Raw genomic sequence first — 22,317 nt, 5'->3', positions numbered from 1 at the left:
GAGCCAATTCAGTCTCGAAATAATCACTCCTCCTCGTAAATTAGGCTCCGCAATCACTTGATAAGGGAGCCATCCAATGAACTGCCTCGCCACCACCGGACCCGCAACCCGCGTAGCCGCCGAAAGCCTCGGGGAGACCGGGAAGAGCGAAAACGCATTCGCGACGAATGCCGTCATCGAAACGATCCTGAGCCGCAGTGCCGCCAAGTACTACGACCCTGCTGCCACCCTGAGCGACGACCAGATCCGCGACCTGGTGCGTATCGGCACGTCCGCGCCAACCTCCTTCCACCTGCAGAACTGGCGCTTCATTGCCGTACGCTCGGCAGAAGCCAAGGCGCGGCTGCGTCCGATCGCCTGGAACCAGCCCGCGATCACCGACGCGGCCGTGGCTTTCATCATCATCGGCAGGCTGGCCGATGCCAGCACGGTCCCCGACCGTCTGGCGCCCGTGGTGGAAGCCGGTATCATGCCGGCGCAGTTGGTGCCGGAATGGGAGATCCCCGCTCGCGGTCTGTATGACGATCAGCCGCAGCGCCAGCGCGACGAAGCCGTGCGCTCGGCGACCTTCGGCACCGCGGCGATCATCTACGCGGCCCGTTCGCTGGGCCTGGGTTCGACGCCGATGATCGGTTTCGACGCCGAGGCGGTGCACCGCGAGTTCGGCCTGGCCGAAGACGAAGTGCCGGTCATGCTGCTGACCGTAGGGCTGGAGCGAGCCGGCAACTGGCCGCAGAAGCCGCGCATGCCGGTGGCCGATGTGCTGGACTTTGCATAATCGCCAGCCAAGTCAAGATCTTACGGAGGCTACAACGGCAAGAACTGCGTGAGAGATCGAAAAGTCCTTCCACGCCGGTAAATTACCCCGAACCAACAAATGTCTGAGGAGACAATTCCCATGAAAGCGATCGTAGTGACGGACCAGGCCGCAGGAACGGCCGGGATGAAGCTGGTGGAGCGGCCCGAGCCACAGGCGGCGATAAACGATGTCGTCGTACAGGTTCATGCGGCGGGATTCGTCAACACCGAACTGGAGTGGCCCTCGACTTGGGCCGATCGAGCCTTCCGCGACCGGACGCCGTCGATCCTCGGCCATGAGCTGGCCGGTGTGGTCACTGCGCTCGGCTACGGCACCACGGGGCTTTCAATCGGTCAGCGGGTGTTCGGCATCGCGGACTGGCATCGCGACGGCACCCTTGCCGAGTATATAGCCATCGAGGCTCGCAACCTCGCGCCATTGCCGGGCGACGTCGAGTTCACGGTGGGCGCGAGCCTGCCGATCTCGGGCCTGACCGCGTGGCAGGGACTGTTTCAGCATGGCCGCCTTCAGGCGGGGCAGAGCGTCCTTGCGCATGGTGCGGCCGGCGCCGTCGGGTCGATGGTGACGCAGCTCGCACGAGAGGCCGGCGCCTACGTCATCGGTACCGGACGCTCTGCCGACCGTCAGAAGGCGCTCGATTTCGGCGCGAATGAATTCGTCGACCTCGAGAACGACGCCCTGGAAGACGTGCGCGGCATCGATCTGGTGTTCGATGTCATTGGCGGTGACATCCAGAAACGGTCCGCGGCGCTGATCCGAGCCGGAGGTACGCTGGTGACCGTCGTCGGACCGACCGACGCGCGGCCCGTGGATGGCCTGGCGGTCGACTTCGTCGTCGAGTCCGATCGTGCCCAGCTAAGCGAGATCGTCCAGCGGGTGCGGGACGGACGGCTGCGGACGAACATCGGCAAAGTCGCGACCATCGACGAGGCGATCGCCGCCTTCAACTCGACCGAGCGACGCGCGGGGAAAACGGTCATCCGCGTTCGCCCGTGAGGATTTGGGGGAGAGAGGACGGTTCCTCTCTCCCCGATTTCGTCTAGACGGGCGGCCCCGGATAGGTTGCGAGCGGCGAGACCTGATGTCTGGTTCGCCGGCTTAGGTGTCGCATTCTGTTGGGCCGCCGACCGCCGACTGGCAGACACACTCGGAATGGTGATTTCGAGGCCGGACGAAGATGTTCGTCTCGCTATTCCAGATACGGCGTCAGCACATCTTCGATCCATTTCATGAATGCGCGGACTCGGCGCGACAGATTGCTGCGATGCGCGACGACGAAGGACACGGGGATCGCCCGGCGACGCAAATTGGGCATGATCTCCACCAGCGCTCCACTCTTCAAATATTGGCCAATCCCCAGGAGTGGCGCCTGAATCAGGCCAAGGCCGGCAACGGCAGCAGCATCGTAGGTCTGCGCGCTGTTGACGTGTAGCGCGCCTGGCAAGTGAAGCGTCGCGTAGCTGTCGCCGTCCGGATATTCCCATCCATGGGGCCTCGCGCCGAGCATCGTCGAAAAATGAACTGTCCGATGTTCCTGGCGCCGGAGATCGTCCAGCGATCGAGGGATGCCATAGCGCGCCAAATAGGCGGGACTGGCGGCGTTGACCACGCGCAACAGGCCCAACGGGCGGGCAATCAGCGTCTCGTCCCCGATGGGACCAAGCCGCAACACGCAGTCAAACCCCTCTTGAACCAGATCGACTTGCCGATCGGTACTCGACACCTCCAGCTCCAACTCGGGGTGAGCCGCCATGAAATCCGGCAAGGCCGGGACGATCGTCGTGCGCGCCACTTCGGTCGGAAGATCGACCCGTAAACGCCCGCGAAGCGCGACGCGATCGCCTGCGAACATCGAGTGCAGATCATCGACTTCAGCAAGCAGATCGCGGGCACGGGCATGAAATGCGCGCCCGTCCTCCGTCAACCGCACGCTGCGCGTCGTCCGGTGCAGGAGCCTGACACCGACATCTTCTTCCAGTTTCCGGACCGCCGTCGAGGCCCTCCCCTTCTGGATACCCAGGCTATCGGCCGCGCGGGTGAAGCTCCCCATTTCCGCTACCGTTATGAAAATGAGGACGGGTTCGAGATTCTGCATTTCGTGCCTCGTATTGTTTTATAAAAATAGAACAGTTGGTTCATTTCCTCGGTGTTTATCACACTCAGGAGGCACAGTAAGTTTCGGATATGGGATCTCCCCATCGGAGAACGACAAGTGTCCGAAACCATGAACCCACGTGAGACAGCCGAAACCATGACCTTGCATCGCGCCCTGTGGGCCGGCCGGATCATGAGCGCGTTTGTCGTCATCGTCCTGGTGGCAGACGGCGCCATTCAGCTTTTCGCGCCGGCACAGATCGCGAGCACGTTGCAGGAAACCGGGTTCGCGATGGACCTGACCCGTGTCGTGGGTCCAATCATCCTCGCCTGCGCCATCCTTTACGCCATTCCGGCCACCGCCGTACTCGGCGCGATCCTGGTGACGGGCTTTTTGGGCGGTGCCATCTGCGCCCATGTCCGCATCGGTGAGTTGGGGTCGCCGCCGGAGATCATTTCGCTGCTTCTGGGAGCGCTGACATGGGGCGGCCTCTATCTGCGCGATCCCCGAGTCCGGGCCATTCTACCGCTCATCCATTGAACCAACCGGGGTAGCGCCCCGTCCCTCGACATCAGGAGAAAACACATGTTTCTAGTAACGGGAATCACGGGAAAAGTTGGCGGCGCGACGGCAAGGCATTTGCTGGCGCAAGGCAAGAAGGTGCGCGCGCTGGTCCGCGACCGCGAGAAGGCGGTTAACTGGGCGAACCAGGGCGTGGAGCTGGTTGACGGCGATTGGAATGATCCGGCAGCCATCGAGCGAGCGCTCAAAGGCGTCGAAGGCGCGTTCGTCATGTTGCCCCCTGTCTGGGCGCCGTCGCCCGATTACAAGGAAGCAAAGGGCGTGATTGCAAACTATGTCGAGGCGCTCACCAAGGCAGCGCCGCCGCGAGTGGTTGCGCTTTCGTCGATGGGTGCGAACCGAACCAGCGGGCACGGGGTGATCGCAGCCCTGTCGCTTCTGGAGCAAGGGTTTCGCGACCTGAAATCGCCAGTCGCATTTGTGCGCGCCGGCGGTTTCTTCGAAAACTTCCTCTACGGCTTGCAGGTTGCGCAGGGCGGAACGCTACCGGTCTACTACAATCCGACAAACCGGAAATCGACCATGGTCGCAACGAACGACATAGGCGCGGCGGCCGCAACCCTTTTGACCGGACCGGCGTGGTCGGGGCGGCGCTTCGTCGAGCTTGGTTCCATGGTCACCGCGGATGACGTCGCGGGGCAGTTGGGCGAAGTCCTGAATCGCGACGTGAAAGCCTTTGCGATCCCGCGTGCGGGGTGGTCGGAAGCCTTCGAGCAATTCGGCATCCCGAAAGGCCACTCCGGACCTGCCGAAGAAATGTTCGAAGCCGTGAATGCAGGGTGGATGGACCTCGGCGTCGAGGGAACGGAGCACGTAGCGGGTACCACGTCCGCACGCGATGTATTCGAGGCTGCACAGAACGCCGCCAAGGCGTAAGTCCGGGAGAGACGGAGACTTCCCGCGTCAGACGCGGCGCGGGAAGTCTCAACAATTCAAAGTAACGTGAAGCACTCCCGTCTTTTCGTATCTCCGGGAGGATTTCGTTTCTGTTTCCTGCTGCATGCATGCGGTGGCGCGTACGTGACGCGTGTCCCAGTATTCACGGTCCACGCGCTCTTGATGACGAACAGGAGAAAACGCCAGATGCCCGTCCGTGATTCAGATCGTGCCGATCACGTTGACTAGAGTTTGGGCATCGGCGGCAACTCGCCAAGGGGAGCGCCGAACCAGCGTTCGTTGATTTTAGACAGCTCGCCATTCTTTTCGATCTCGGCAATAAATGTGTTCGCGTATTCCTGCAGCGCCGTATTGGACTTGCTGAATGCCATGCCGTTCGCCTGGGACTTCAGCGTAATCTTCGGCTCGATCTCCATTTTCGGATAGTCTTTGGTGAGTTGCGCCAGGATGGTGTTGGAAGCGCCGAGCGCCTGCACTTGTCCGGAAATGAGCGCCTGCAGTGCAGTGGCGTCGTCGTCGAAGCGCTTGATTTCTGTCCCCTGCGGGGCCATCGCCGTAATAGCTGTATCCTGCGTCGATGCGCGCGCGACGCCGATGCTGACGGATTTGAGATCTTCCGGACCTTTAACCGTCAGACTTTTCGGGGCAAGCACATAGATCGTCAGCGCGGAATAGGGATTGGAAAACAGCACCTGCTTAGCTCGCTCGGCTGTGATGCCGAAGGTAGCGATCAGCACGTCGATCTTATTGGTCAAAAGATAGGGAATGCGGTTGGGGCCAGTGACGGGAACAAGCTCTAGTTTCACGCCGAGCGATTTCGCCAGAAGCGCTGCGACGTCGGCGTCGTAGCCCGCAGGCTGCTGGTTGGCATCGGTGCCGCCAAACGGCGGATAGTCGACTAGAACGCCAACTCGGAGGGTGCCGGCTTGCTTGATTTCGTCGGGAGTTGCGGCGCTAGCCGTGCCAGTGCTCAGAAACGCTGTGGTTATGCCGGCGGCAAAGAGCGTGGCGAAACCGCGTCGCGTGATCGAGTTCAAGATCGTCATACACATTTCTCCCAGGATGTTAGTTTCGACTGCTCTGCGATCCGCGTTTGCCGTTTTCAGCGTCCGGTGACGCCAAGCTTACGCTCCATGCGTCTGCTGTAGGCCGACAGCGGCCAGCAAACGACAAAATAGGCCAGTGCCACAAGCCCGAAAATCGTGAATGGATGAAAGGTTGCATTGTTCACTACCTGCGCAGCGCGCGTCAGTTCGACGAAACCGATGATGGAAGCAAGCGAAGTCCCTTTGATGAGCTGTACCAAAAAGCCGACAGTTGGAGGAATGGCGATCCGTACAGCCTGCGGTGCGATGACCAGCATCATTTTCGGCCAGTAACGCAGCCCCAGAGCCGTCGCGGCTTCAGATTGGCCCCCCGGGACGACCTCGATGGCGCCCCGCCATATTTCGCCTAAGAAGGCGCTGGCGTGGAGCGACAGGCCAAGCGCCGCCGCCGTCCAGGGATCGACGGAGATACCGAAGATGCCGGGCGCGAAGAAGGCGAGGAAAAGCTGCATCAGAAGCGGTGTGCCCTGAAAGACCTTGATGTAGCCAGAGACGAGCATTCGCAGCCACGGGAACTCGCCGGTACGCGCGAGTGCGACAAGCACGCCGCCGATGGAACCGCCTATAAAAGCGATGATCGACAGAAGCAGCGTCCAGCGGACAGCGCCGATAATATAGAGAATGTCGCCGGAGCTAAGTTCGCGCACGGTCGCCTCCTATTGCCGCGCCGGCTTGCGCAGCAGGGCTCTCTCGATTGCGCCAAACACGCCCCAGAAGAACAGGGACATGACGAAGTACATACAGGTGATGACGAAATACACCTCGAACGAGCGGAAAGTCCGCGACTGAATGTCGCCGGCGGCGGCCGTCAATTCGGTAGCGGCAATAGCCGAACAGACGCTGGAATTCAGTAGGAGCAGGATGAACTGACTGGTGAGCGAAGGATAGATCGCCTGGATCGCGGGTTTGAGTACGATGAGGCGGAAAATCTGGAGCGGCTTCAGGCCGAGCGCCCGGCCTGCCTCGATCTGTCCCTTGCCGATACTTTCGATGCCGGCGCGGATGATCTCGATGCCGTAGGCGCCGACATTGACGACCAGCGCTATCACCGCAGCCGTATTGGAAGATAAGCGAATGCCGAGCGACGGCAGGCCGAAGAAGATCATGAAAATCTGGATGAGGAACGGTGTGTTCCGGATCAACTCGATATAGACATCTATGACGATACGTAACGGCTTTGGGCCGGAGGTCTTGCCGAGCGCGCCGGCAACCGCAACGACCATGCCCATGGCCATTGCAAGGCCGGACATGACAAGAGTATTGAGCGCGCCTTGTGCTAGCTCGGGCCATGCGGCAAAGACGTCCGCGAAATCAAACTCATAGCTCATCGTATATATCCATGTACAAGTTAATTTCGCACATTACACATAGTCGTGCTCGACCTTGCGCCAGAGATTCGGCTCCAGCTAATTCCAAGCAGACTTCACGCCCGTCATGAATTCTTGGTATCGACCGGATCACTGATATCTACGTCGAAAATCTCATAAGCTGCCATTGAGGTCCCGATCCATCCATATGGACGTCCATCTCGTCATGGATTTGGGGCATTGTGTCCGTGTAAGTCAAATTGCGTGCCCGCAATGGGTCGCCGGCGGAATGTCAGCTTTCTGGCTCATGCATCCTGAAGCCCGACTGACCACTCTCCGCCCCAAACGCGACATTTCACAATTGTCTTGGCAACCGCGCAGCCCAATCCGGCGCGCGGAAACGCCCTCACGCGGTCTTCTGCGTCACCAGCCCCAGTTCCTCCACCATCGCCTGGCGCATCAGGAATTTCTGCGGCTTGCCGGTCACCGTCATCGGCAGTTCCGTGCGGAAGCGGATGTGACGCGGAACCTTGTAATGCGCGATCTGGCCGGCGCAGAAGGCCTTGATCTCCTGCTCGGTGGCGATCTGGCCGGGCTTGAGCACAATCCAGGCGCAGAGCTCCTCGCCATATTTGGCGTCGGGAATGCCGAACACCTGCACTTCCCTCACCTTGGGATGGCGGTAGAGGAACTCCTCGACCTCGCGCGGATAGACGTTCTCGCCGCCGCGGATGACCATGTCCTTGACCCGGCCGACGATGTTGCAATAGCCCTCGGCGTCGATCGTGGCGAGGTCGCCCGTATGCATCCAGCCGTCGGCATCGATCGCCTCGCGGGTCTTGTCGTCGTCGTCCCAATAGCCCTTCATCACGGAATAGCCGCGCGTGCAGAGCTCGCCCGGCGCACCGACCGCGACGGTTGCGCCATCGGCATCGATGGCCTTGACCTCGACATGGGGATGAACGCGCCCGACGGTCGAGACGCGTTTTTCCAGGGGATCGTCGACGCTGCTCTGGAACGAGACCGGGCTGGTCTCGGTCATTCCGTAGGCGATGGTCACTTCGGACATATGCATCAGCGACACCACCTTCTTCATCACCTCGATCGGGCATGGCGAGCCGGCCATGATGCCGGTGCGCAGGCTGGACAGGTCGAAGGCGGCGAAATCGGGATGGTCGAGCAGGCCGACGAACATGGTCGGCACGCCGTAGAGACCGGTGCAGCGCTCCTGCGCCACGGCGTTCAATGTCGCGCCGGCATCGAAGCCCTCGCCGGGAAAGACCATGGTCGCGCCCTTGGTGACGCAGCCCATCGTGCCCATCGACATGCCGAAGCAATGGTAGAGCGGCACGGGAATGCAAAGCCGGTCGTCCACCGTCAACTTGATCGCCGAGGTGACGAAATTGCCGTTGTTGACGATGTTGTTGTGGGTCAGCGTCGCGCCCTTGGGCGCGCCCGTGGTGCCACTGGTGAACTGGATGTTGATGGCATCGTCCGGCTTCAGCCCTTCGGAGATGCGGTCGAGGCTGTCATGCTCGTCGCGCCCCGCCATGGCCAGCACATCGGCGAAGTTGAACATGCCTGGCGAGTTCTCCTCGCCCATGCGGATGACGATCCTGAGCGCCGGCAGCTTCTGCGCCTTGAGCTCGCCGGGTGTCGCCTTCGCGATCTCCGGCGCCAGCGTCTCGATCATGCCGAGATAATCCGAGCTCTTGAAGCTGGCCGCGGTGACCAGAGCCTTGCAGCCGACCTTGTTCAGCGCATAGTCCAGCTCGGTGAGCCGGTAGGCCGGGTTGATGTTGACCAGGATGAGGCCGATGCGGGCGGTGGCGAATTGCGTCACCAGCCATTCCCAGCGGTTGGGCGACCAGATGCCGACGCGATCGCCCTTTTCGAGGCCCAGCGCCAGGAAGCCGGCGGCCAGCGCATCCACCGTGTCGGACAGCTCGCTCCAGGTGAAGCGCTTGTCCTGGCCGACGAAGACGGCGGCATCGAGCGTGGCGTATTTGACGGCCGTGTCGGAGAACAGCGCGGGGATGGTCTTGTCGAGCAGCGGCACGGCGCGCTCACCGGAGACATGCGCCTTGCCGTCGACGGGCGCGACAAAGACGCTGCCGGCGTACGCGCCGCGTCCGCGCAGATTGGTGGCGTTCTTCAGCTCGTCGAGATTGACCGGCATCGCTCTCTCCTCCCAGAACATCCGAGCCTATCAGCCTGCCGGGACGGTGGAAATCCCGCCGAAGGTAGGGCGGGCTTCGGAAGGCGGGCCGCGCCGCCTTCCAGGGTCGTGAGAATGGCGCAGAAACGAAAAACCCGCCTCGACGGGCGGGTGGCGCAAATCATCACCATACCGATATTTGTAGCATAGTTGCCGGCACAAAGCAAGAACAAAATTTGTCCGCCGCCAGGCACGACGATCGCCGAGGCATGCTGGACGGGCTATGCCTTCACCGAGGCCATGCTCGCCGCTATGTCGCGCAGGATCGCCTCGTCGGCCGTGGAACGCACCTTTCGCGACGCGACAAGGCACGCCTGCGACCGCAGCACGACGCCGTCGGCCAGCACCTTGAGATGGTTGGCGCGCAGGGTCGAGCCCGTGGTGGTGATGTCGACGATGACGTCGGCAAGGCCGGCCGCCGGCGCGCCCTCGGTGGCGCCCAGGCTCTCGACGATGCGATAGACCTGGATGCCGTGCTTTTGCGAGAAGAATTGCTGGGTCAGCCGCCAGTATTTGGTGGCGATCCTGAGCCGCCTTCCGTGACGCTGGCGGAAATCGGCGGCGACATCATCGAGGTCGGCCATGGTCTCGACATCGAGCCAGATGTCGGGCACGGCCACCACGACATCGGCATGGCCGAAGCCGAGACGGGCGACGATTTCGGCGCGCGCCTCCCAGTCGGCGAGGTTCTCGCGCACGAGGTCCTCGCCGGTGATGCCGAGATCGACGGCCCCTTGCCCGATCTCGCCCGATATTTCGGAGGCGGACAGGAAAACGACCTCGACATTGTCCATGCTTTCGACGCGGGCGTGATATTTGCGCTCGTCACCGGGCAGGCTGATGGCGAGGCCGGCTTTTGCCAGCACCTCCAGCGCCTGCTCCTTCAACCGGCCCTTGGACGGGATCGCCAGCGTGATCATCGCGCGTGCTCCCGCAATGCCTCGATGCGGTCGAGCCAGACCGAGAAGCCGACGCCGGGGATCGGCGTCTTCGCGCCGAGCAGCGTCAGCAGCCGGTCGTAGCGGCCGCCGCCGGCCAGCGGCCGGTCGGCATCCTGTGCCGCGATCTCGAAGACCACGCCGGTGTAGTAATCGAGCGGGCGCCCGAAAGCGGCATCGTAGCGGATTCCTTGCGCCGGCAAGCCATGTGCCTCGATTGCCTTGGCGCGCGCCGCGAATTTTTCCAGCGCGGCACCCAGCGATAGGCCCGCGTCGGCGGCAAAGCTCTCCAGCGCCCGTGTCGCCGCGTCGAGCGGCACGTCGATCGCCAGAAAGGTCTTCAACGCCGCGAAGGCTTCGTCGGACAGCCGCACGCTGCGCAGCTCGGCCTTTTCGATCAGCCGCCGCGCGATATCGGCCGGCGCGCGTCCAGCCGAAGCCGACAGGCCGGCCTCTTCCATGCCGCCGGCTATATGCGCGGAGAGACCGTCCAGGTCACCGTCGAGCACGAGTGCCGCGACCGGGCCGGAGAGCTGGCTGTTGCGCGGCGGGTTGGCGAGATCGGCAAGGGCTGCCTCCAGCATCGGCGCCGAGCCGAAGGCGCGGGCGAGCCGCATGCGCCAGCCGCGCGGCAGGCCGAGAGCCGCCAGCACCGCCTCGAAGACGGCCTGGTCGCCGAGCGTGATCGCCAGCTTCTGGTCCGGCAGCGCCAGGGACAGCAGCGCATGCGCATCGGCCACCGAACGGGCATCGGCCGCAGCCGTGTCGCGGTCGCCGAGATCCTCGATGCCGGCCTGGAAGAACTCGTTGCCGCCTTCGCGGCGCTGGCGGAACACCTCGCCCAGATAGGAGTAACGGCGCGGCGTACCGGCCTGGCTGGCGATATGGTCGAGGCAAACGGGAATGGTGAATTCCGGCCGCAGGCAGAGCGTCTGCCCGGTCTCGCTCTCGGTCAGGAAAATGCGGCGGCGCAAATCCTCGCCCGCCATGTCGAGGAAGGGATCAGCCGGCTGCAGCACGGCGACCTCGACGGCGTGCGTGTCGCGGGCGGCGAAGAGGTTGGCGATGTCGGCGGAGATGGCGGGATAGCGGGAGGTCATTGATAGGTTGGGCGCGAGGCCCCCCCCTCTGTCCTGCCGGACATCTCCCCCTCAAGGGGGGAGATCGGCAGCTTGAGGCTTGGCGCCTCTTCAACGCTGGAGATTGGCGAAAGCCCAAACGACGTCCAATCTCCCCCCTTGAGGGGGAGATGGCCGGCAGGCCAGAGGGGGGCGCTCAAGCGCCATCCTTCGCATGATCGGAGGCCTGCGCCGCCAGTATCTTCTTCACCTGCGCAACCAGCTCGCCTTCCGGCACCGTGACCTGCGCCGGGCGGGCGGCGCGCCATTCGGCGTTATCCGTGATCTCGGCCGACAGCCGCGCGCCTTCGATCAGGTCCTTGATCTGCAATTCGCCCTTGGCGCGCTCGTCGCCGCCCTGGATGACCGCCACCGGGCAGCCGCGGCGGTCGGCATATTTGAGCTGCGCCTTCATGCCGGCGCCGCCGAGATACATTTCGGAGCGGATGCCTGCGGCGCGGAGCTCGCCCACCATCTTCTGGTAACGGCCGAGGCTTTCGGTGTCCTTGTCCATGACCAGCACGACGACCGGCGCGATCACGTCGGCGCTGTCGAGCTTGCCGAGGTTCTTCAGCGCCGTCATCAGCCTGGAGACGCCGATCGAAAAGCCGGTCGCCGGCACCGGCTCGCCGCGGAAGCGCGACACCAGCCCGTCATAGCGGCCGCCGCCGCCGACCGAACCGAAGCGCACGATCTGGCCATCCTCGTTGGGGATCTCGGCCAGGAGCTCGGCCTCGAAGACCGGACCGGTGTAGTATTCGAGGCCGCGCACAACGGAGCGGTCCATGGCGACGCGATCTTCGCCGTATCCCGCCGCCCTGACCAGGGCCTCGATGGTCGCGAGCTCGCCAACGCCCTCCTGGTAGACGGCGTTCGCACTGACGCTGGCATCCTGGCCGGCCTGCGCATTGCGTGCGGTCGCCAGAAGAACCGCCTCGGCTTGCGCATCATCCAGCCCGGCGCCCTTGGCGAAGTCGCCCTCGCCTTCCTTGCCGCCGTCCCAGCGCCCCGGGCCAAGCAGTAATCGGACGCCTTCCGGCCCGAGCTTGTCCAGCTTGTCGATGGCGCGCAGCACGGTAAGCCGGCGGCCGGCATTTTCTTCGCCGCCGAGGCCGATCGCCTCGAGCACGCCGTCCAGCACCTTGCGGTTGTTGACGCGGATGACGTAGTCGCCGCGCTTGATGCCGAGCGCCTCCATGACATCGGCCATCATCATCGCCATCTCGGCGTCGGCCGCGACGCCCGGCGTGCCGATCGTGTCGGCGTCGAACTGCATGAACTGGCGGAAGCGGCCGGGACCAGGCTTCTCGTTGCGGAACACCCAGCCGGAACGATAGCTGCGATAGGGTTTTGGCAAGCGCTCGAAATTCTCGGCGACGAAACGCGCCGTCGGCGCGGTCAGGTCGTAGCGCAGCGACAGCCACTGGTCGTCGTCGTCCTGGAAGGAGAACACACCCTCGTTCGGCCTGTCCTGGTCGGGCAGGAATTTTCCGAGCGCATCGGTGTATTCGATCAGCGGCTGGTCGGCGGGTTCGAAACCGTAGAGTTCGTAGACCGAGCGGATCGTCGCCATCATCTTCTCGACGGCGCGGATGTCCTCGGCGCTGCGGTCGGCAAAACCGCGCGGCAGCCGCGCTTTCGTCTTTTCCGATTTGTCGGCCATGGGATTCGCCCGGTGTTTTGTGTTGCTGAAAACTCACAGCGTTGCGATTTTCGCAACGGGCGTGTCCTAACCGAACAGGTCCTACCGGGCAAGGCCGGCGGCAGGCGCTGTCTCTACGCATACGAGGAGGCACGCGGGCGTTCGCCGAAACAAAAACGCACCGAAAATGAAACAATCCCGCCATCGGCGCGGCATCGTGCCGACATAATCGAGGCCGATACAGCGCACCGCAATGAAGGGGTCGGGACATGATCAGCGCGGTGGAATTTCAGGACAACAGGGATGCGGGCGACATGCCGGCACGCCTGCGCGCGGCGGGTGGCCATGCTCCCAGGATGATCGGCCAGCCGGCCGGACCGTTCGAGGTTTCCGCCGATACCGGCAAGGGGCCTTCCATGCGCGATGCATTGGTGACCGGCCTGCTGGTGATCTATCCGACGGTCGCCACCGTGGTCGCGATCGTCGCCGGCCTGTTCCTGGGAAGTGCCAATGGCAGCTGAGGCTATCTCGGCCGTTTAAAAGCCTTCCGCTCCTTCTCGACCTGCTTGCGGCACACACATCCCTCGAGATGATCGTTGACCAGACCCATCGCCTGCATGAAGGCGTAGACCGTGGTCGGGCCGACGAAGGTCCAGCCGAGCTTCTTCAGGTCCTTGGAAATGCGGATCGAGACCGCCGTGGTCGGATTGGCGCGCAGATGGGCGAGGTCGACGACCTGCGGCCGTTCCTCCTTGCCGGGTTCGAACTTCCAGAACCAGGCAGCCAGCGAGCCAAATTCGTCGACCATTTCGCGGGCGCGTTTGGCGTTGTTGATGGTCGAGACGATCTTGCCGCGATGGCGAATGATGCCGGCATCGCCAAGGAGGCGCTCGACATCCTTCTCGGTGAAGGCGGCGACCTTGTCGAAATCGAAGCCGGCGAAAGCGGCGCGAAAATTCTCCCGCTTGCGCAGGATGGTCAGCCAGGACAGGCCCGACTGGAACCCTTCGAGACAGATCTTCTCGAACAGCCGGCGGTCGTCCGCCACCGGGCGGCCCCATTCATGGTCGTGGTAATGCAGATAGTCTGGTAGATTGCCGTGCCAGAAGCAGCGCGCGACACCGTCCGGTCCGGCGAGAAGGCCGGTTTTTTCATTGTCCATGGCGAGAATCCATTCGTTAACGCGCTGGTTGCGCTGCTTTACCTTGGCTTTACCAGATTCCTGAACGCGGCGGTAACCACACCGAAAGGTTTACTGACAATTCCGCATTTTACACATTCCGATTCATGTTTCGGTTGCTGTTCCCGCGCCAATGATCGCTGAACCGGGAGGCCGTTTCCACCCGGTTTGTCAGACGATCAAGGTGCGTTCCCGATGAAGAGAGTCTTGTTTCCCGTGCTCGGCGCCGTGGCTGCGTTTGCTGCCGGCGTCACACCTTCCACGGCCGGAGACCGCTATGCCGACAGACCGCCGGTGATGGTGAGCCCCGACCTTTCCGCCCCCTGGGTGCTGCAGCTTGGCCATGCGCCGGGCATCGTGCGGCAGAACCGGCAGGTCACGCAGCAGCCGCGCCCGCGTTATGCGCAGCCGGCGCGGCCCGACCGCGTGCAGACGGCGGCCGTGCAGGCACCGGCCAAGCGCATGGTAATGCGCCCCCAGATCAACCCGATCTACCTGCCGCAGGAAGTCGCCTATGACGGCACGCAGAAGCCGGGCACCATCGTCATCGATACCCGCGAGAACTTCCTCTATCTGGTCGAGAAGAACGGCAAGGCGCGGCGCTATGGCGTCGGCACCGGGAAGCCGGGCTTCGAATGGTCGGGCACGCACAAGATCACCAACAAGCGCGAGTGGCCGGACTGGCGCCCGCCGGCTGCAATGATCAAGCGCGAGGCCGCCAAGGGACGCTACCTGCCGACCTACCTGGCCGGCGGCATGGAGAACCCGCTCGGCGCGCGCGCGCTCTATCTCGGCAGTACGGAATATCGCATCCACGGCACCAACCAGCCCTGGACGATCGGCGGCGCCGTGTCGTCGGGCTGCATCCGCATGCGCAACGAGGATGTCGTCGACCTTTACGAACGGGTCAATGTCGGAACCACTGTCGAGGTGATATAATAGTTGCTGCGAATCACCCGATCCGGAAGCGCGGCGCTTCCCGGGATCGGAAGAAATAACGGGGGACGGGCCGTATGGGGATGCGGCCGGTCAGAAAGGGCGGCACGGGAAACCGTGCTGCCCTTTCCGTTTCGGGCGAAGCACTGCCGCGCCCGCACGTCGCGCAAAAGGCATGACGGTTCGCATTCGTGCTGCCATTGCCGCTGTTCTTTTGCTATGGCAAGGCAACGCCCAGGTCAGAAGAGTCCGATCATGTCACTGTCCGACGACAGCCGCTATCTCAAGGGCGGCCCGGTTGCCCGGCGCATCATCGCCGCCGTACGCGAGGATGCGGCGATCGCAAGGGCCGAAGGGTTCCCGCCCAAGCTGGTGTCGATCACCGTCGGCGATACGGCGGCGGTGGATGTCTACGTACGCAACCAGCGCGCCAAGGCGGAGCTGGCGGGTATCGATTTCGAAGAACGGCGCTTTCCCGCCACGATTACCGCGGGCGAACTGGAAGCGGCGATCCACGGCCTGAACGCCGATCCGCGCGTTACCGGCATCATCATCCAGCGGCCGGTGCCGGCACATATCCCGATCAGGACGTTGCAGGCGGCGGTGCATCCGCTGAAGGACGTCGAAGGCATGCATCCGGCCTCGATCGGCAACATCGTCTACAACCAGCTCGATCTGGCGCCCTGCACGGCGGCCGCCTCGGTCGAACTGCTCAAGGAAACCGGCCTCGACCTCAAGGGCCTGGAGGTGGTGATCGTCGGCCACTCCGAGATCGTCGGCAAGCCGATCGCCTTCCTCTTGATGAGCGAGGGCGCGACGGTCACGGTCTGCCATCACATGACGCGCTCGGTCGCCGCGCACGCGCGCCGCGCCGATGCGCTGTTCGTCGCTGTCGGCAAGCCGCGCCTGATCAAGGCCGACATGGTAAAGCCCGGTGCGGCCGTCATCGATATCGGCATCAATTCCGAGACGCTGCCGGACGGTTCCACCCGTATCGTCGGCGACGTCGACACCGACAGCGTGAAGGACGTTGCCTCCTGGATCACGCCGGTGCCGGGCGGTGTCGGCCCGATCACCGTTGCGATCCTGCTCCGCAACACGATGGTGGCGCTCAGCCGCCAGCGCGCGCTCTACGAGGCGACCTACGGCACGATCGACAGGCTGGCAGCGGAATAACGCAGGGGGGCGCCAGCCCCCTCACCCAGCCTCCGCTTCGCTCGGCTGACCTCTCCCCGAGGGGAGAGGAGATTTCCCACGCCTGCGCCAACCTCTTCTCCCCAGCTGGGGAGAAGGTGGCCGCGAAGCGGCCGGATGAGGGGCGGCGCCTACGACCGTCTTATCACTCCGCGGCAACGAGGCCGGATTCCGCGACACCTTCCGGCCTCGGCCCGCCATAGGCCCAGTCGAGCAGCTTGATCGTATGCACCACCGGCAGCTTCGCGGCGGACGCGATCTGCGTTATGCAGCCGATATTGCCGGTGGCGACGACCGAAGCGCCTGTCGCCTCGATGTTTTTCACCTTGCGGTCGCGCAGCCTGGCCGAAATATCCGGCTGCAGAATGTTGTAGGTGCCGGCCGAGCCGCAGCACAAATGCCCTTCGCGCGGCTCGCGCACGACGAAACCGGCTTTGGCCAGCAATTCCCTAGGCTGTCGGGTGATCTTCTGGCCGTGCTGCATCGAGCAGGCCGAATGATAGGCGACGACCGTGCCCGGCTTGCGCACCGGTTCGGGCAGGTCGATGGCGACCAGGTATTCGGTGATGTCCTTGGCCAGCGCGGAGACACGTGCAGCCCTTTCGGCGTAGGCCGGATCGAGCCGCAGCATGAAACCGTAGTCCTTGATGGTCGTGCCGCAGCCCGACGCGGTGATGATGATGGCATCGATCCCGCCTTGTTCGATGGCGCGGGTCCAGGCATCGACATTTTGCCTTGCCGAAGCAAGGGCGGTGTGCTCGCGGCCCATGTGATGGACGAGCGCGCCGCAACAGCCCTCGCCCGGCGGCACCACGACCTCGACGCCAAGCCGCGTCAGCAGCGAAATGGTCGTGTCGTTGATGGCGGGATCGAGCACCGATTGCGCGCAACCGGTGAGGATGGCGACGCGCCCCCTCTTCGCCCCCTGCCCGGTATGGGTGCCCGGCGAAGTCATAGGCGATGGTCCCGGGATCGATTCCGGCGCGAGCTTGAGCATTGCGCCAAGCGGCTTCAATGCCGGGATCTTCTCGAACAGGCCGATGAACGGCTTGCCCAGTTTCGCCAATTTGAGCGCCGCGCGAAAACGCCGGGGATAGGGCAGGACGAAGGCCAGCATGGCGCGGGTCAGGCGATCGAGCAGCGGCCGCCTATAGGTCTGCTGGATGTGGGCGCGGGCATGGTCGACCAGATGCATGTAGTTGACGCCGGACGGGCAGGTGGTCATGCAGGCCAGGCACGACAGGCAGCGATCGATATGGGTGACGATCTCCTTGTCGGCCGGGCGGCCATTTTCCAGCATGTCCTTGATCAGGTAGATGCGCCCGCGCGGTGAATCGAGCTCGTTGCCTAGCGTCACATAGGTCGGGCAGGTGGCGGTGCAGAAACCGCAATGCACGCATTTGCGCAGGATCTTTTCCGACTCGGCAACATGCGGGTCGGCAAGCTGTGCGGGCGAGAAATTGGTCTGCATCTCTGATGTCCTAGGCCATGCGGCCGGGATTGAGAATGTTCTTGGGGTCGAATTCCTGCTTCAGCCGCTGGCTGAGCGCTGCCAGTGAGGGAGCCTGCGGCTCGAACACCGGCAAGGCGGCGCGATGCGAAGGTGCGGCGCGCACCAGCGTCGCATGGCCGCCGCCATGCTTTCTCAGGAGTCCGCGCAGCAGCGCCGCTTCCGGGTCACCCTCCTCCATGCGCAGCCATACCAGTCCGCCCTGCCAGTCATAGAAGGCGCTGACGGCCGCCTGCATGCGCAGCGTCAGAACCATCTGGTGCGCCTGGGCCGGCGCCATCGATACGCGCCAGACCGGTTTGTCGCTGTTGTCCGCGAAAGGCCTGCAATCGCGCACGTCACGCCACAGGGCAGCCGACGCTTCGCTGGAAATCTCCTCCAGCGGTCCGGCATCTCCGAGCAACGCCTTCAGCGCGGCGATGCGATAGGCGACGGAGGGGCCAAAACCTTCCACCCGCAGCAGCGTGGCCGCATCATTGCCGAGCACGCCTGCGGCAACCCGTGCGGCAATCCGCTCCGGCAGGTGCGCAGCGCTCGATACTTCCGCACTGGAGCCGAGCGCCAGGGCCATGGCCGCGGCGGCCGCATCGTCGAGCAGGCCGCGGACGGCGAGCGTAACCTCGGTCTCGGCCGACGGCAGCACCTTGAAGGTGACGTCGGTGAACACGGCCAGCGTGCCCCAACTGTTGGCCATCAGCTTGGACAAATCGTAACCGGTGACGTTCTTCACCACGCGGCCCCCGGATTTGAAGGCCTCGCCGCGCCCGGAAACCACGTGGATGCCCAGGATATGGTCGCGCGCCGCGCCCGCCTTCAGCCGGCGCGGGCCGGAGAGGTTCGCTGCAAGCGCACCACCAAGCGTGCCCTTGCCCGGCTCACCGCCGAGCAGCGGGCCGTAATCCATCGGCTCGAAAGCGAGTTGCTGGCCGTTTTGAGCCAGCAGCGTCTCGATTTCGGCCAGCGGCGTGCCGGCCTTTGCCGACAGCACCAGTTCGGCCGGTTCATAGAGCGTCACCCCGGCGAGCTTCGACAGGTCGAGCGTGTGCTCGGTCTGCAGCGGACGGCCGATGCCGCGCTTGGAACCATGGCCGAGGATTTCGAGCGGCGAGCCTTCCGCCGCCGCCCAGGCGACGGTGGAGAGGACTTCGGCAGGGGTGGTGGGAGTGAAGGTGGTCATGTTCGCGCCCAGTTCCTCGCCCCCGCAAAGCGGGGGAGAGGTGGCTCGGGCGAAGCCCGAGACGGAGAGGGGGCCATCATAGAGCACTATCTCCTATGCTCTTGGCAGCGAAAACAAACCTCAGATCTGCTGCAACTACATCTTCAGAAAGCCGTCCTTCCAGCGCTGCAAAGATCGTCTCGCAAACGCTCCTCGTGTCCTTCAACACATCAAGATTCCAGAAGCGCAAAACCGAGAAGCCTGCGTTACGCATAAATTCGTCACGCCGCCTGTCGTAGCTGCTTTCGGCGTGCTGGCTGCCGTCCAACTCGATAATCAATCGTTGTTTTCGACACGCGAAATCCGCGAAGTATGGACCGATGAGCATCTGGCGAACGAATTTGTACCCACTCAGCTTTTTGGCTTTCAGCTCATTCCAGAGGGTTGCCTCCGCCTGGTTGTCACCGTGGCGAAGCGCTCGTGCGCGAGCAATCTTTTCCGGCGAGCGGCGGCTCGGCACGTCGGGCGTCCCCCTCTCCGTCTCGGGCTTCGCCCGAGCCACCTCTCCCCCGCTTTGCGGGGGCGAGGAGCCCAAATTCTGAGACGCTGCCATCAAAACCTCGGAATATCCGGAAACGCCATCTGTCCGCGATGCACATGCATGCGCCCCAGCTCCGCGCAGCGGCGCAGCTGCGGGAACACCTTGCCCGGGTTGAGCAGATGGTTGGGATCGAAGGCGCATTTGACCCGCATCTGCTGGTCGAGGTCTATCTCGTTGAACATTTCCGGCATCAGGTCGCGTTTCTCGACGCCCACCCCATGCTCGCCGGTCAAGACGCCGCCGACCTTGACGCACAGTCGCAATATGTCCGCGCCGAAACTCTCGGCCTTGTCGAGTTCGCCCGGCACGTTGGCGTCATAGAGGATCAGCGGATGCAGATTGCCGTCGCCGGCATGGAAGACGTTGGCGACGCCAAGCCCGTATTTCTCGGAGAGCTCACGCATGCCGGCCAGCACGCGCGGCAGTTCCTTGCGCGGGATGGTGCCGTCCATGCAATAGTAGTCGGGCGAGATGCGGCCGACCGCGGGGAAGGCCGCCTTGCGCCCTGCCCAGAAGCTCAACCGCTCCTGCTCCGACTGCGAAATGCGGCAGGTGGTCGAACCGTTGCGGATGGCGATCGCCTCGACCTCGGTGATGAAATGATCGACCTCGACGCTGGGCCCATCGAGCTCGACGATCAGCAGCGCCTCCACATCCAGGGGGTATCCGGCATGGACGAAATCCTCCGCCGCATGGATCGCCGGGCGGTCCATCATCTCCATGCCGCCCGGAATGATGCCCGCGCCGATGATGTCGGCGACGCATTGGCCACCCTGCTCGCTGGTCGGGAAGCCGATCAGCAGCGCACGTGCCGTCTCCGGCTTCTTCAGAATGCGCACCGTGATTTCGGTGACGACGCCCAGCAAGCCTTCGGAGCCGGTCATGACGCCGAGCAGGTCGTAGCCTTCCGCGTCCAGATGCCTGCCGCCGAGCCGCACCACCTCGCCGTTCATCAGCACCATCTCGATGCCGAGCACATTGTTGGCGGTCAGGCCGTATTTGAGGCAGTGCACGCCGCCGGAATTTTCGGCGACATTGCCGCCGATCGAGCAGGCGATCTGGGAGGATGGATCGGGGGCGTAGTAAAAACCCTTCTGCTCGACGGCGGTGGTGATGCCGAGATTGGTGACGCCCGGCTGGGCGACGACGATGCGATTGGGGAAATCGATCTCGATAACGCGGTTGAAGCGGCTCATGACCAGGAGCACCGCGTCCTCCAGCGGCAGCGCGCCGCCCGACAGCGAGGTGCCGGAGCCGCGCGGCACGACACGGATGTTGCGGTCGTTGCAGTATTTCAGCACGCGCGAAACCTGCGCCACCGTTTCGGGCAGCACCACGACCAACGGCAATTGCCGATAGGCGGTCAGGCCATCGCTCTCGAAGGCGCGCATTTCGTTGGCCGCGTCGACCACGCCCTCGCCCGGCACGATGATGCGCATGTCGGCGACGATCTCGCCGCGCCGGCGCATCGTGGCGTCGTCTGGCTTGGGCATGGCAAGGCCGGACATCGGCAGCCTCATCTCGCTTGACTGGTCAAAATCTTTTACCAGTGAAGCGCGTCGGTTGCAAACCCGCTTTGACCGAGAGCGGGCACGGACGCAACGGACGCCTTCCGCAGCGGCAATCTGCCGCTGGCAGGCCTTATCCTGTGGGAAGTAAAGGCGCGCCTACTCGCCCGGATGTTTCGCCGGCTCGGAATGCATGCGCCGCACCCGCCGCACGCCCCACCAGACCAGCAGGATGGCGAGCGGCACGCACGCCGCCGTGACCACTTCGGGCGCGAAGGCATGGCCGAAGATCGAGGCGCCCTTGGCGACATAGCCGACGAGGCCGACGACATAGTAGGAAACGGCCGCGACCGACAGGCCTTCGACGGTCTGCTGCAGGCGCAGTTGCAACCGGGCGCGATTGTTCATCGAGGCGAGCAGGTCGCGGTTCTGCTTCTCGACCTCGACATCGACCCAGGTTCGCAGCAGCGTGGTTGCGCGCGTCAGCTTGCGCGACAGATTGGCCTGACGCTCCTCGACCGAACGGCAGGTGCGCATGGCGGGCGCCATGCGCCGCCGCAGGAACCCCGCCCAGGTGTCATATCCCTGTACGGCCTCTTCCTCGAGCGCTTCCAGCCTTTCGCCGACGATGCCGTCATAGGCACGGCTGGCGCCGAAGCGGTAGAGGCTCGACGCCGCGTCGGCCTCCAACTCAGCCGCGAGTTCGGTCAGGTCGGCAAGCAATTTCTGGCTGTCGCGGGTCTCGGCGAGCTTCATCTCCAGCGTGATCTGGGCCAGCCTGTCCTCGATACGACGGGCGCGGCCCGACAAGGCCAGCGCCAGCGGCAGGCCGAGCATGGCCAGCGTGCGGTAGGTCTCGATGTCGATCAGCCGCTGCGACAAGGCGCCGGTGCTGGCGGGCGTCAGGGCGCGGTCAAGGATCAGCATACGGGTCAGGCCGTCGCCATCCTGGCGGAAATCGGTGACGATCGCAGCATTGCCGCGTTCGACCAGCGAATAGCAGAGGCTGGTCGGATCAAAGCCGGCGATCGACCGCTCGCCCGCCTGCGTCCATTTGCGGATCTCGAGCCGAATGCCTGAAATAACGGTTCCGGGTGGAGAAAATCCGTTGCCGAACGGCGAATCCTCCTGGCCCTTGCCGCCTTCGGCAAGCGGCCCTTCCCACAGATAGGTGGAGAATTCGGTATGCCGCTCCCAGCGCAGCGAGCCCTGGCCCCATCTCATGGCGTGATGGCGGGCCTGACGGTCGGGCGCGGCTATGCCGAGCCGGCGCGACAGCTCGGAAAGCACCGAATGATCGACGCCGGCGCCACCCTCGGTCATGAAGGCGAGCTGGATCAGCACACGCGGCTTCTCGATCAGCGGGTGCGGACGGGCATGGACTTCGCCCAGCGCACCAGGCCGTCCCTCATGCGCCGGAAAGCCGAGCACGCTGCCCTTGGCGCGCGGTTGAAATTCGAGATTGGACGGGTCCTGCGACACGGCTTGTTCCCCGGGTTTCTTTGAACC

General features: G+C 63.9%; 21 protein-coding genes. 7 read left to right on the top strand and 14 right to left on the bottom strand.

All coding sequences use genetic code 11. From position 1 onward, the window contains the following. The first annotated feature begins 76 nt into the window (after positions 1-76). Both LB566_RS25490 and LB566_RS25485 read left to right on the top strand, forming a co-directional pair. Positions 77-778 (top strand): nitroreductase family protein, encoded by a 702-nt coding sequence (locus tag LB566_RS25490; RefSeq protein ID WP_224628446.1) that lies wholly within the window; start codon positions 77-79, stop codon positions 776-778. A gap of 120 nt (positions 779-898) precedes the next feature. Continuing rightward, positions 899-1,816, top strand: a complete 918-nt coding sequence (locus LB566_RS25485) for an NADP-dependent oxidoreductase (RefSeq protein ID WP_224628445.1) — start codon at positions 899-901, stop codon at positions 1,814-1,816. Positions 1,817-2,009: 193 nt separating this feature from the next. On the opposite strand, the gene LB566_RS25480 is transcribed toward LB566_RS25485, so the two are convergent. Next, entirely contained in the window at positions 2,010-2,915 is a 906-nt protein-coding gene (locus tag LB566_RS25480) for a LysR family transcriptional regulator (protein ID WP_224628433.1), read from the bottom strand. Between the two features lie 117 nt (positions 2,916-3,032). On the opposite strand from LB566_RS25480, the gene LB566_RS25475 reads away from it, so the two are divergent. Both LB566_RS25475 and LB566_RS25470 read left to right on the top strand, forming a co-directional pair. Continuing rightward, a complete protein-coding gene (locus tag LB566_RS25475; protein ID WP_224628432.1) occupies positions 3,033-3,455 on the top strand; it encodes a DoxX family protein in 423 nt (140 codons plus the stop codon). Between the two features lie 99 nt (positions 3,456-3,554). Continuing rightward, the gene (locus tag LB566_RS25470; RefSeq protein ID WP_411910511.1) at positions 3,555-4,373 is read left to right on the top strand and encodes an NmrA family NAD(P)-binding protein; all 819 of its coding nucleotides are present in this window, start codon (positions 3,555-3,557) and stop codon (positions 4,371-4,373) included. 245 nt (positions 4,374-4,618) lie between these two features. On the opposite strand, the gene LB566_RS25465 is transcribed toward LB566_RS25470, so the two are convergent. The 7 genes from LB566_RS25465 to hisS form a co-directional block, all read right to left on the bottom strand. Continuing rightward, positions 4,619-5,440, bottom strand: a complete 822-nt coding sequence (locus LB566_RS25465; RefSeq protein ID WP_224628430.1) for a transporter substrate-binding domain-containing protein — start codon at positions 5,438-5,440, stop codon at positions 4,619-4,621. 56 nt (positions 5,441-5,496) lie between these two features. Beyond that, positions 5,497-6,147, bottom strand: a complete 651-nt coding sequence (locus tag LB566_RS25460; RefSeq protein ID WP_224628429.1) for an amino acid ABC transporter permease — start codon at positions 6,145-6,147, stop codon at positions 5,497-5,499. Between the two features lie 9 nt (positions 6,148-6,156). After that, positions 6,157-6,828 carry an amino acid ABC transporter permease gene (locus LB566_RS25455; protein WP_224628428.1) on the bottom strand — a complete coding sequence of 224 codons (672 nt, stop codon included), beginning with the start codon at positions 6,826-6,828 and terminating at the stop codon, positions 6,157-6,159. A gap of 385 nt (positions 6,829-7,213) precedes the next feature. Beyond that, the gene (locus LB566_RS25450; protein WP_224628427.1) at positions 7,214-8,986 is read right to left on the bottom strand and encodes an AMP-binding protein; all 1,773 of its coding nucleotides are present in this window, start codon (positions 8,984-8,986) and stop codon (positions 7,214-7,216) included. A gap of 260 nt (positions 8,987-9,246) precedes the next feature. Further along, positions 9,247-9,945 carry an ATP phosphoribosyltransferase gene (gene hisG / locus LB566_RS25445; protein ID WP_224628426.1) on the bottom strand — a complete coding sequence of 233 codons (699 nt, stop codon included), beginning with the start codon at positions 9,943-9,945 and terminating at the stop codon, positions 9,247-9,249. Next, complete coding sequence (locus LB566_RS25440; protein WP_224628424.1) at positions 9,942-11,063, bottom strand: ATP phosphoribosyltransferase regulatory subunit; 1,122 nt, start codon at positions 11,061-11,063, stop codon at positions 9,942-9,944. The genes hisG and LB566_RS25440 overlap by 4 nt, the downstream gene beginning before the upstream one ends. A 175-nt stretch (positions 11,064-11,238) precedes the next feature. Then, positions 11,239-12,744: a histidine--tRNA ligase gene (gene hisS, locus LB566_RS25435; protein ID WP_224628422.1), complete on the bottom strand. Its 1,506-nt coding sequence runs from the start codon at positions 12,742-12,744 to the stop codon at positions 11,239-11,241. Between the two features lie 248 nt (positions 12,745-12,992). Between hisS and LB566_RS25430 the strand changes: the two genes are divergently transcribed. Beyond that, positions 12,993-13,244, top strand: coding sequence for a hypothetical protein (locus tag LB566_RS25430; protein WP_224628419.1), 252 nt, complete (start codon positions 12,993-12,995; stop codon positions 13,242-13,244). Positions 13,245-13,246: 2 nt separating this feature from the next. On the opposite strand, the gene LB566_RS25425 is transcribed toward LB566_RS25430, so the two are convergent. Further along, entirely contained in the window at positions 13,247-13,885 is a 639-nt protein-coding gene (locus tag LB566_RS25425) for a DNA-3-methyladenine glycosylase I (protein ID WP_224628415.1), read from the bottom strand. 213 nt (positions 13,886-14,098) lie between these two features. On the opposite strand from LB566_RS25425, the gene LB566_RS25420 reads away from it, so the two are divergent. Beyond that, positions 14,099-14,842, top strand: a complete 744-nt coding sequence (locus LB566_RS25420; protein WP_140552410.1) for a L,D-transpeptidase — start codon at positions 14,099-14,101, stop codon at positions 14,840-14,842. A 252-nt stretch (positions 14,843-15,094) separates the two neighbouring features. Beyond that, positions 15,095-16,015 carry a bifunctional 5,10-methylenetetrahydrofolate dehydrogenase/5,10-methenyltetrahydrofolate cyclohydrolase gene (locus LB566_RS25415; protein WP_140552409.1) on the top strand — a complete coding sequence of 307 codons (921 nt, stop codon included), beginning with the start codon at positions 15,095-15,097 and terminating at the stop codon, positions 16,013-16,015. A 163-nt stretch (positions 16,016-16,178) separates the two neighbouring features. On the opposite strand, the gene glcF is transcribed toward LB566_RS25415, so the two are convergent. From glcF to LB566_RS25390, 5 genes are all read right to left on the bottom strand, one after another. Next, positions 16,179-17,504 carry a glycolate oxidase subunit GlcF gene (gene glcF, locus LB566_RS25410; RefSeq protein WP_224628412.1) on the bottom strand — a complete coding sequence of 442 codons (1,326 nt, stop codon included), beginning with the start codon at positions 17,502-17,504 and terminating at the stop codon, positions 16,179-16,181. Positions 17,505-17,514: 10 nt separating this feature from the next. Next, positions 17,515-18,720 carry a glycolate oxidase subunit GlcE gene (gene glcE / locus LB566_RS25405; protein ID WP_224628410.1) on the bottom strand — a complete coding sequence of 402 codons (1,206 nt, stop codon included), beginning with the start codon at positions 18,718-18,720 and terminating at the stop codon, positions 17,515-17,517. A gap of 76 nt (positions 18,721-18,796) precedes the next feature. Then, positions 18,797-19,219, bottom strand: a complete 423-nt coding sequence (locus tag LB566_RS25400) for an endonuclease domain-containing protein (protein ID WP_224628408.1) — start codon at positions 19,217-19,219, stop codon at positions 18,797-18,799. 92 nt (positions 19,220-19,311) lie between these two features. After that, positions 19,312-20,808 (bottom strand): FAD-linked oxidase C-terminal domain-containing protein, encoded by a 1,497-nt coding sequence (locus tag LB566_RS25395; RefSeq protein ID WP_224628406.1) that lies wholly within the window; start codon positions 20,806-20,808, stop codon positions 19,312-19,314. Positions 20,809-20,967: 159 nt separating this feature from the next. Further along, on the bottom strand, positions 20,968-22,290 hold the full coding sequence (locus LB566_RS25390; RefSeq protein ID WP_224628404.1) for a DUF3422 family protein: 1,323 nt from the start codon (positions 22,288-22,290) through the stop codon (positions 20,968-20,970). Between the last annotated feature and the right edge of the window lie 27 nt (positions 22,291-22,317).

Source organism: Mesorhizobium sp. CA13 (assembly GCF_020165235.1).
Lineage (GTDB): Bacteria > Pseudomonadota > Alphaproteobacteria > Rhizobiales > Rhizobiaceae > Mesorhizobium.
Note: the sequence above shows the minus strand (reverse complement) of the source record. Positions and strands in the feature narration are given on the sequence as shown.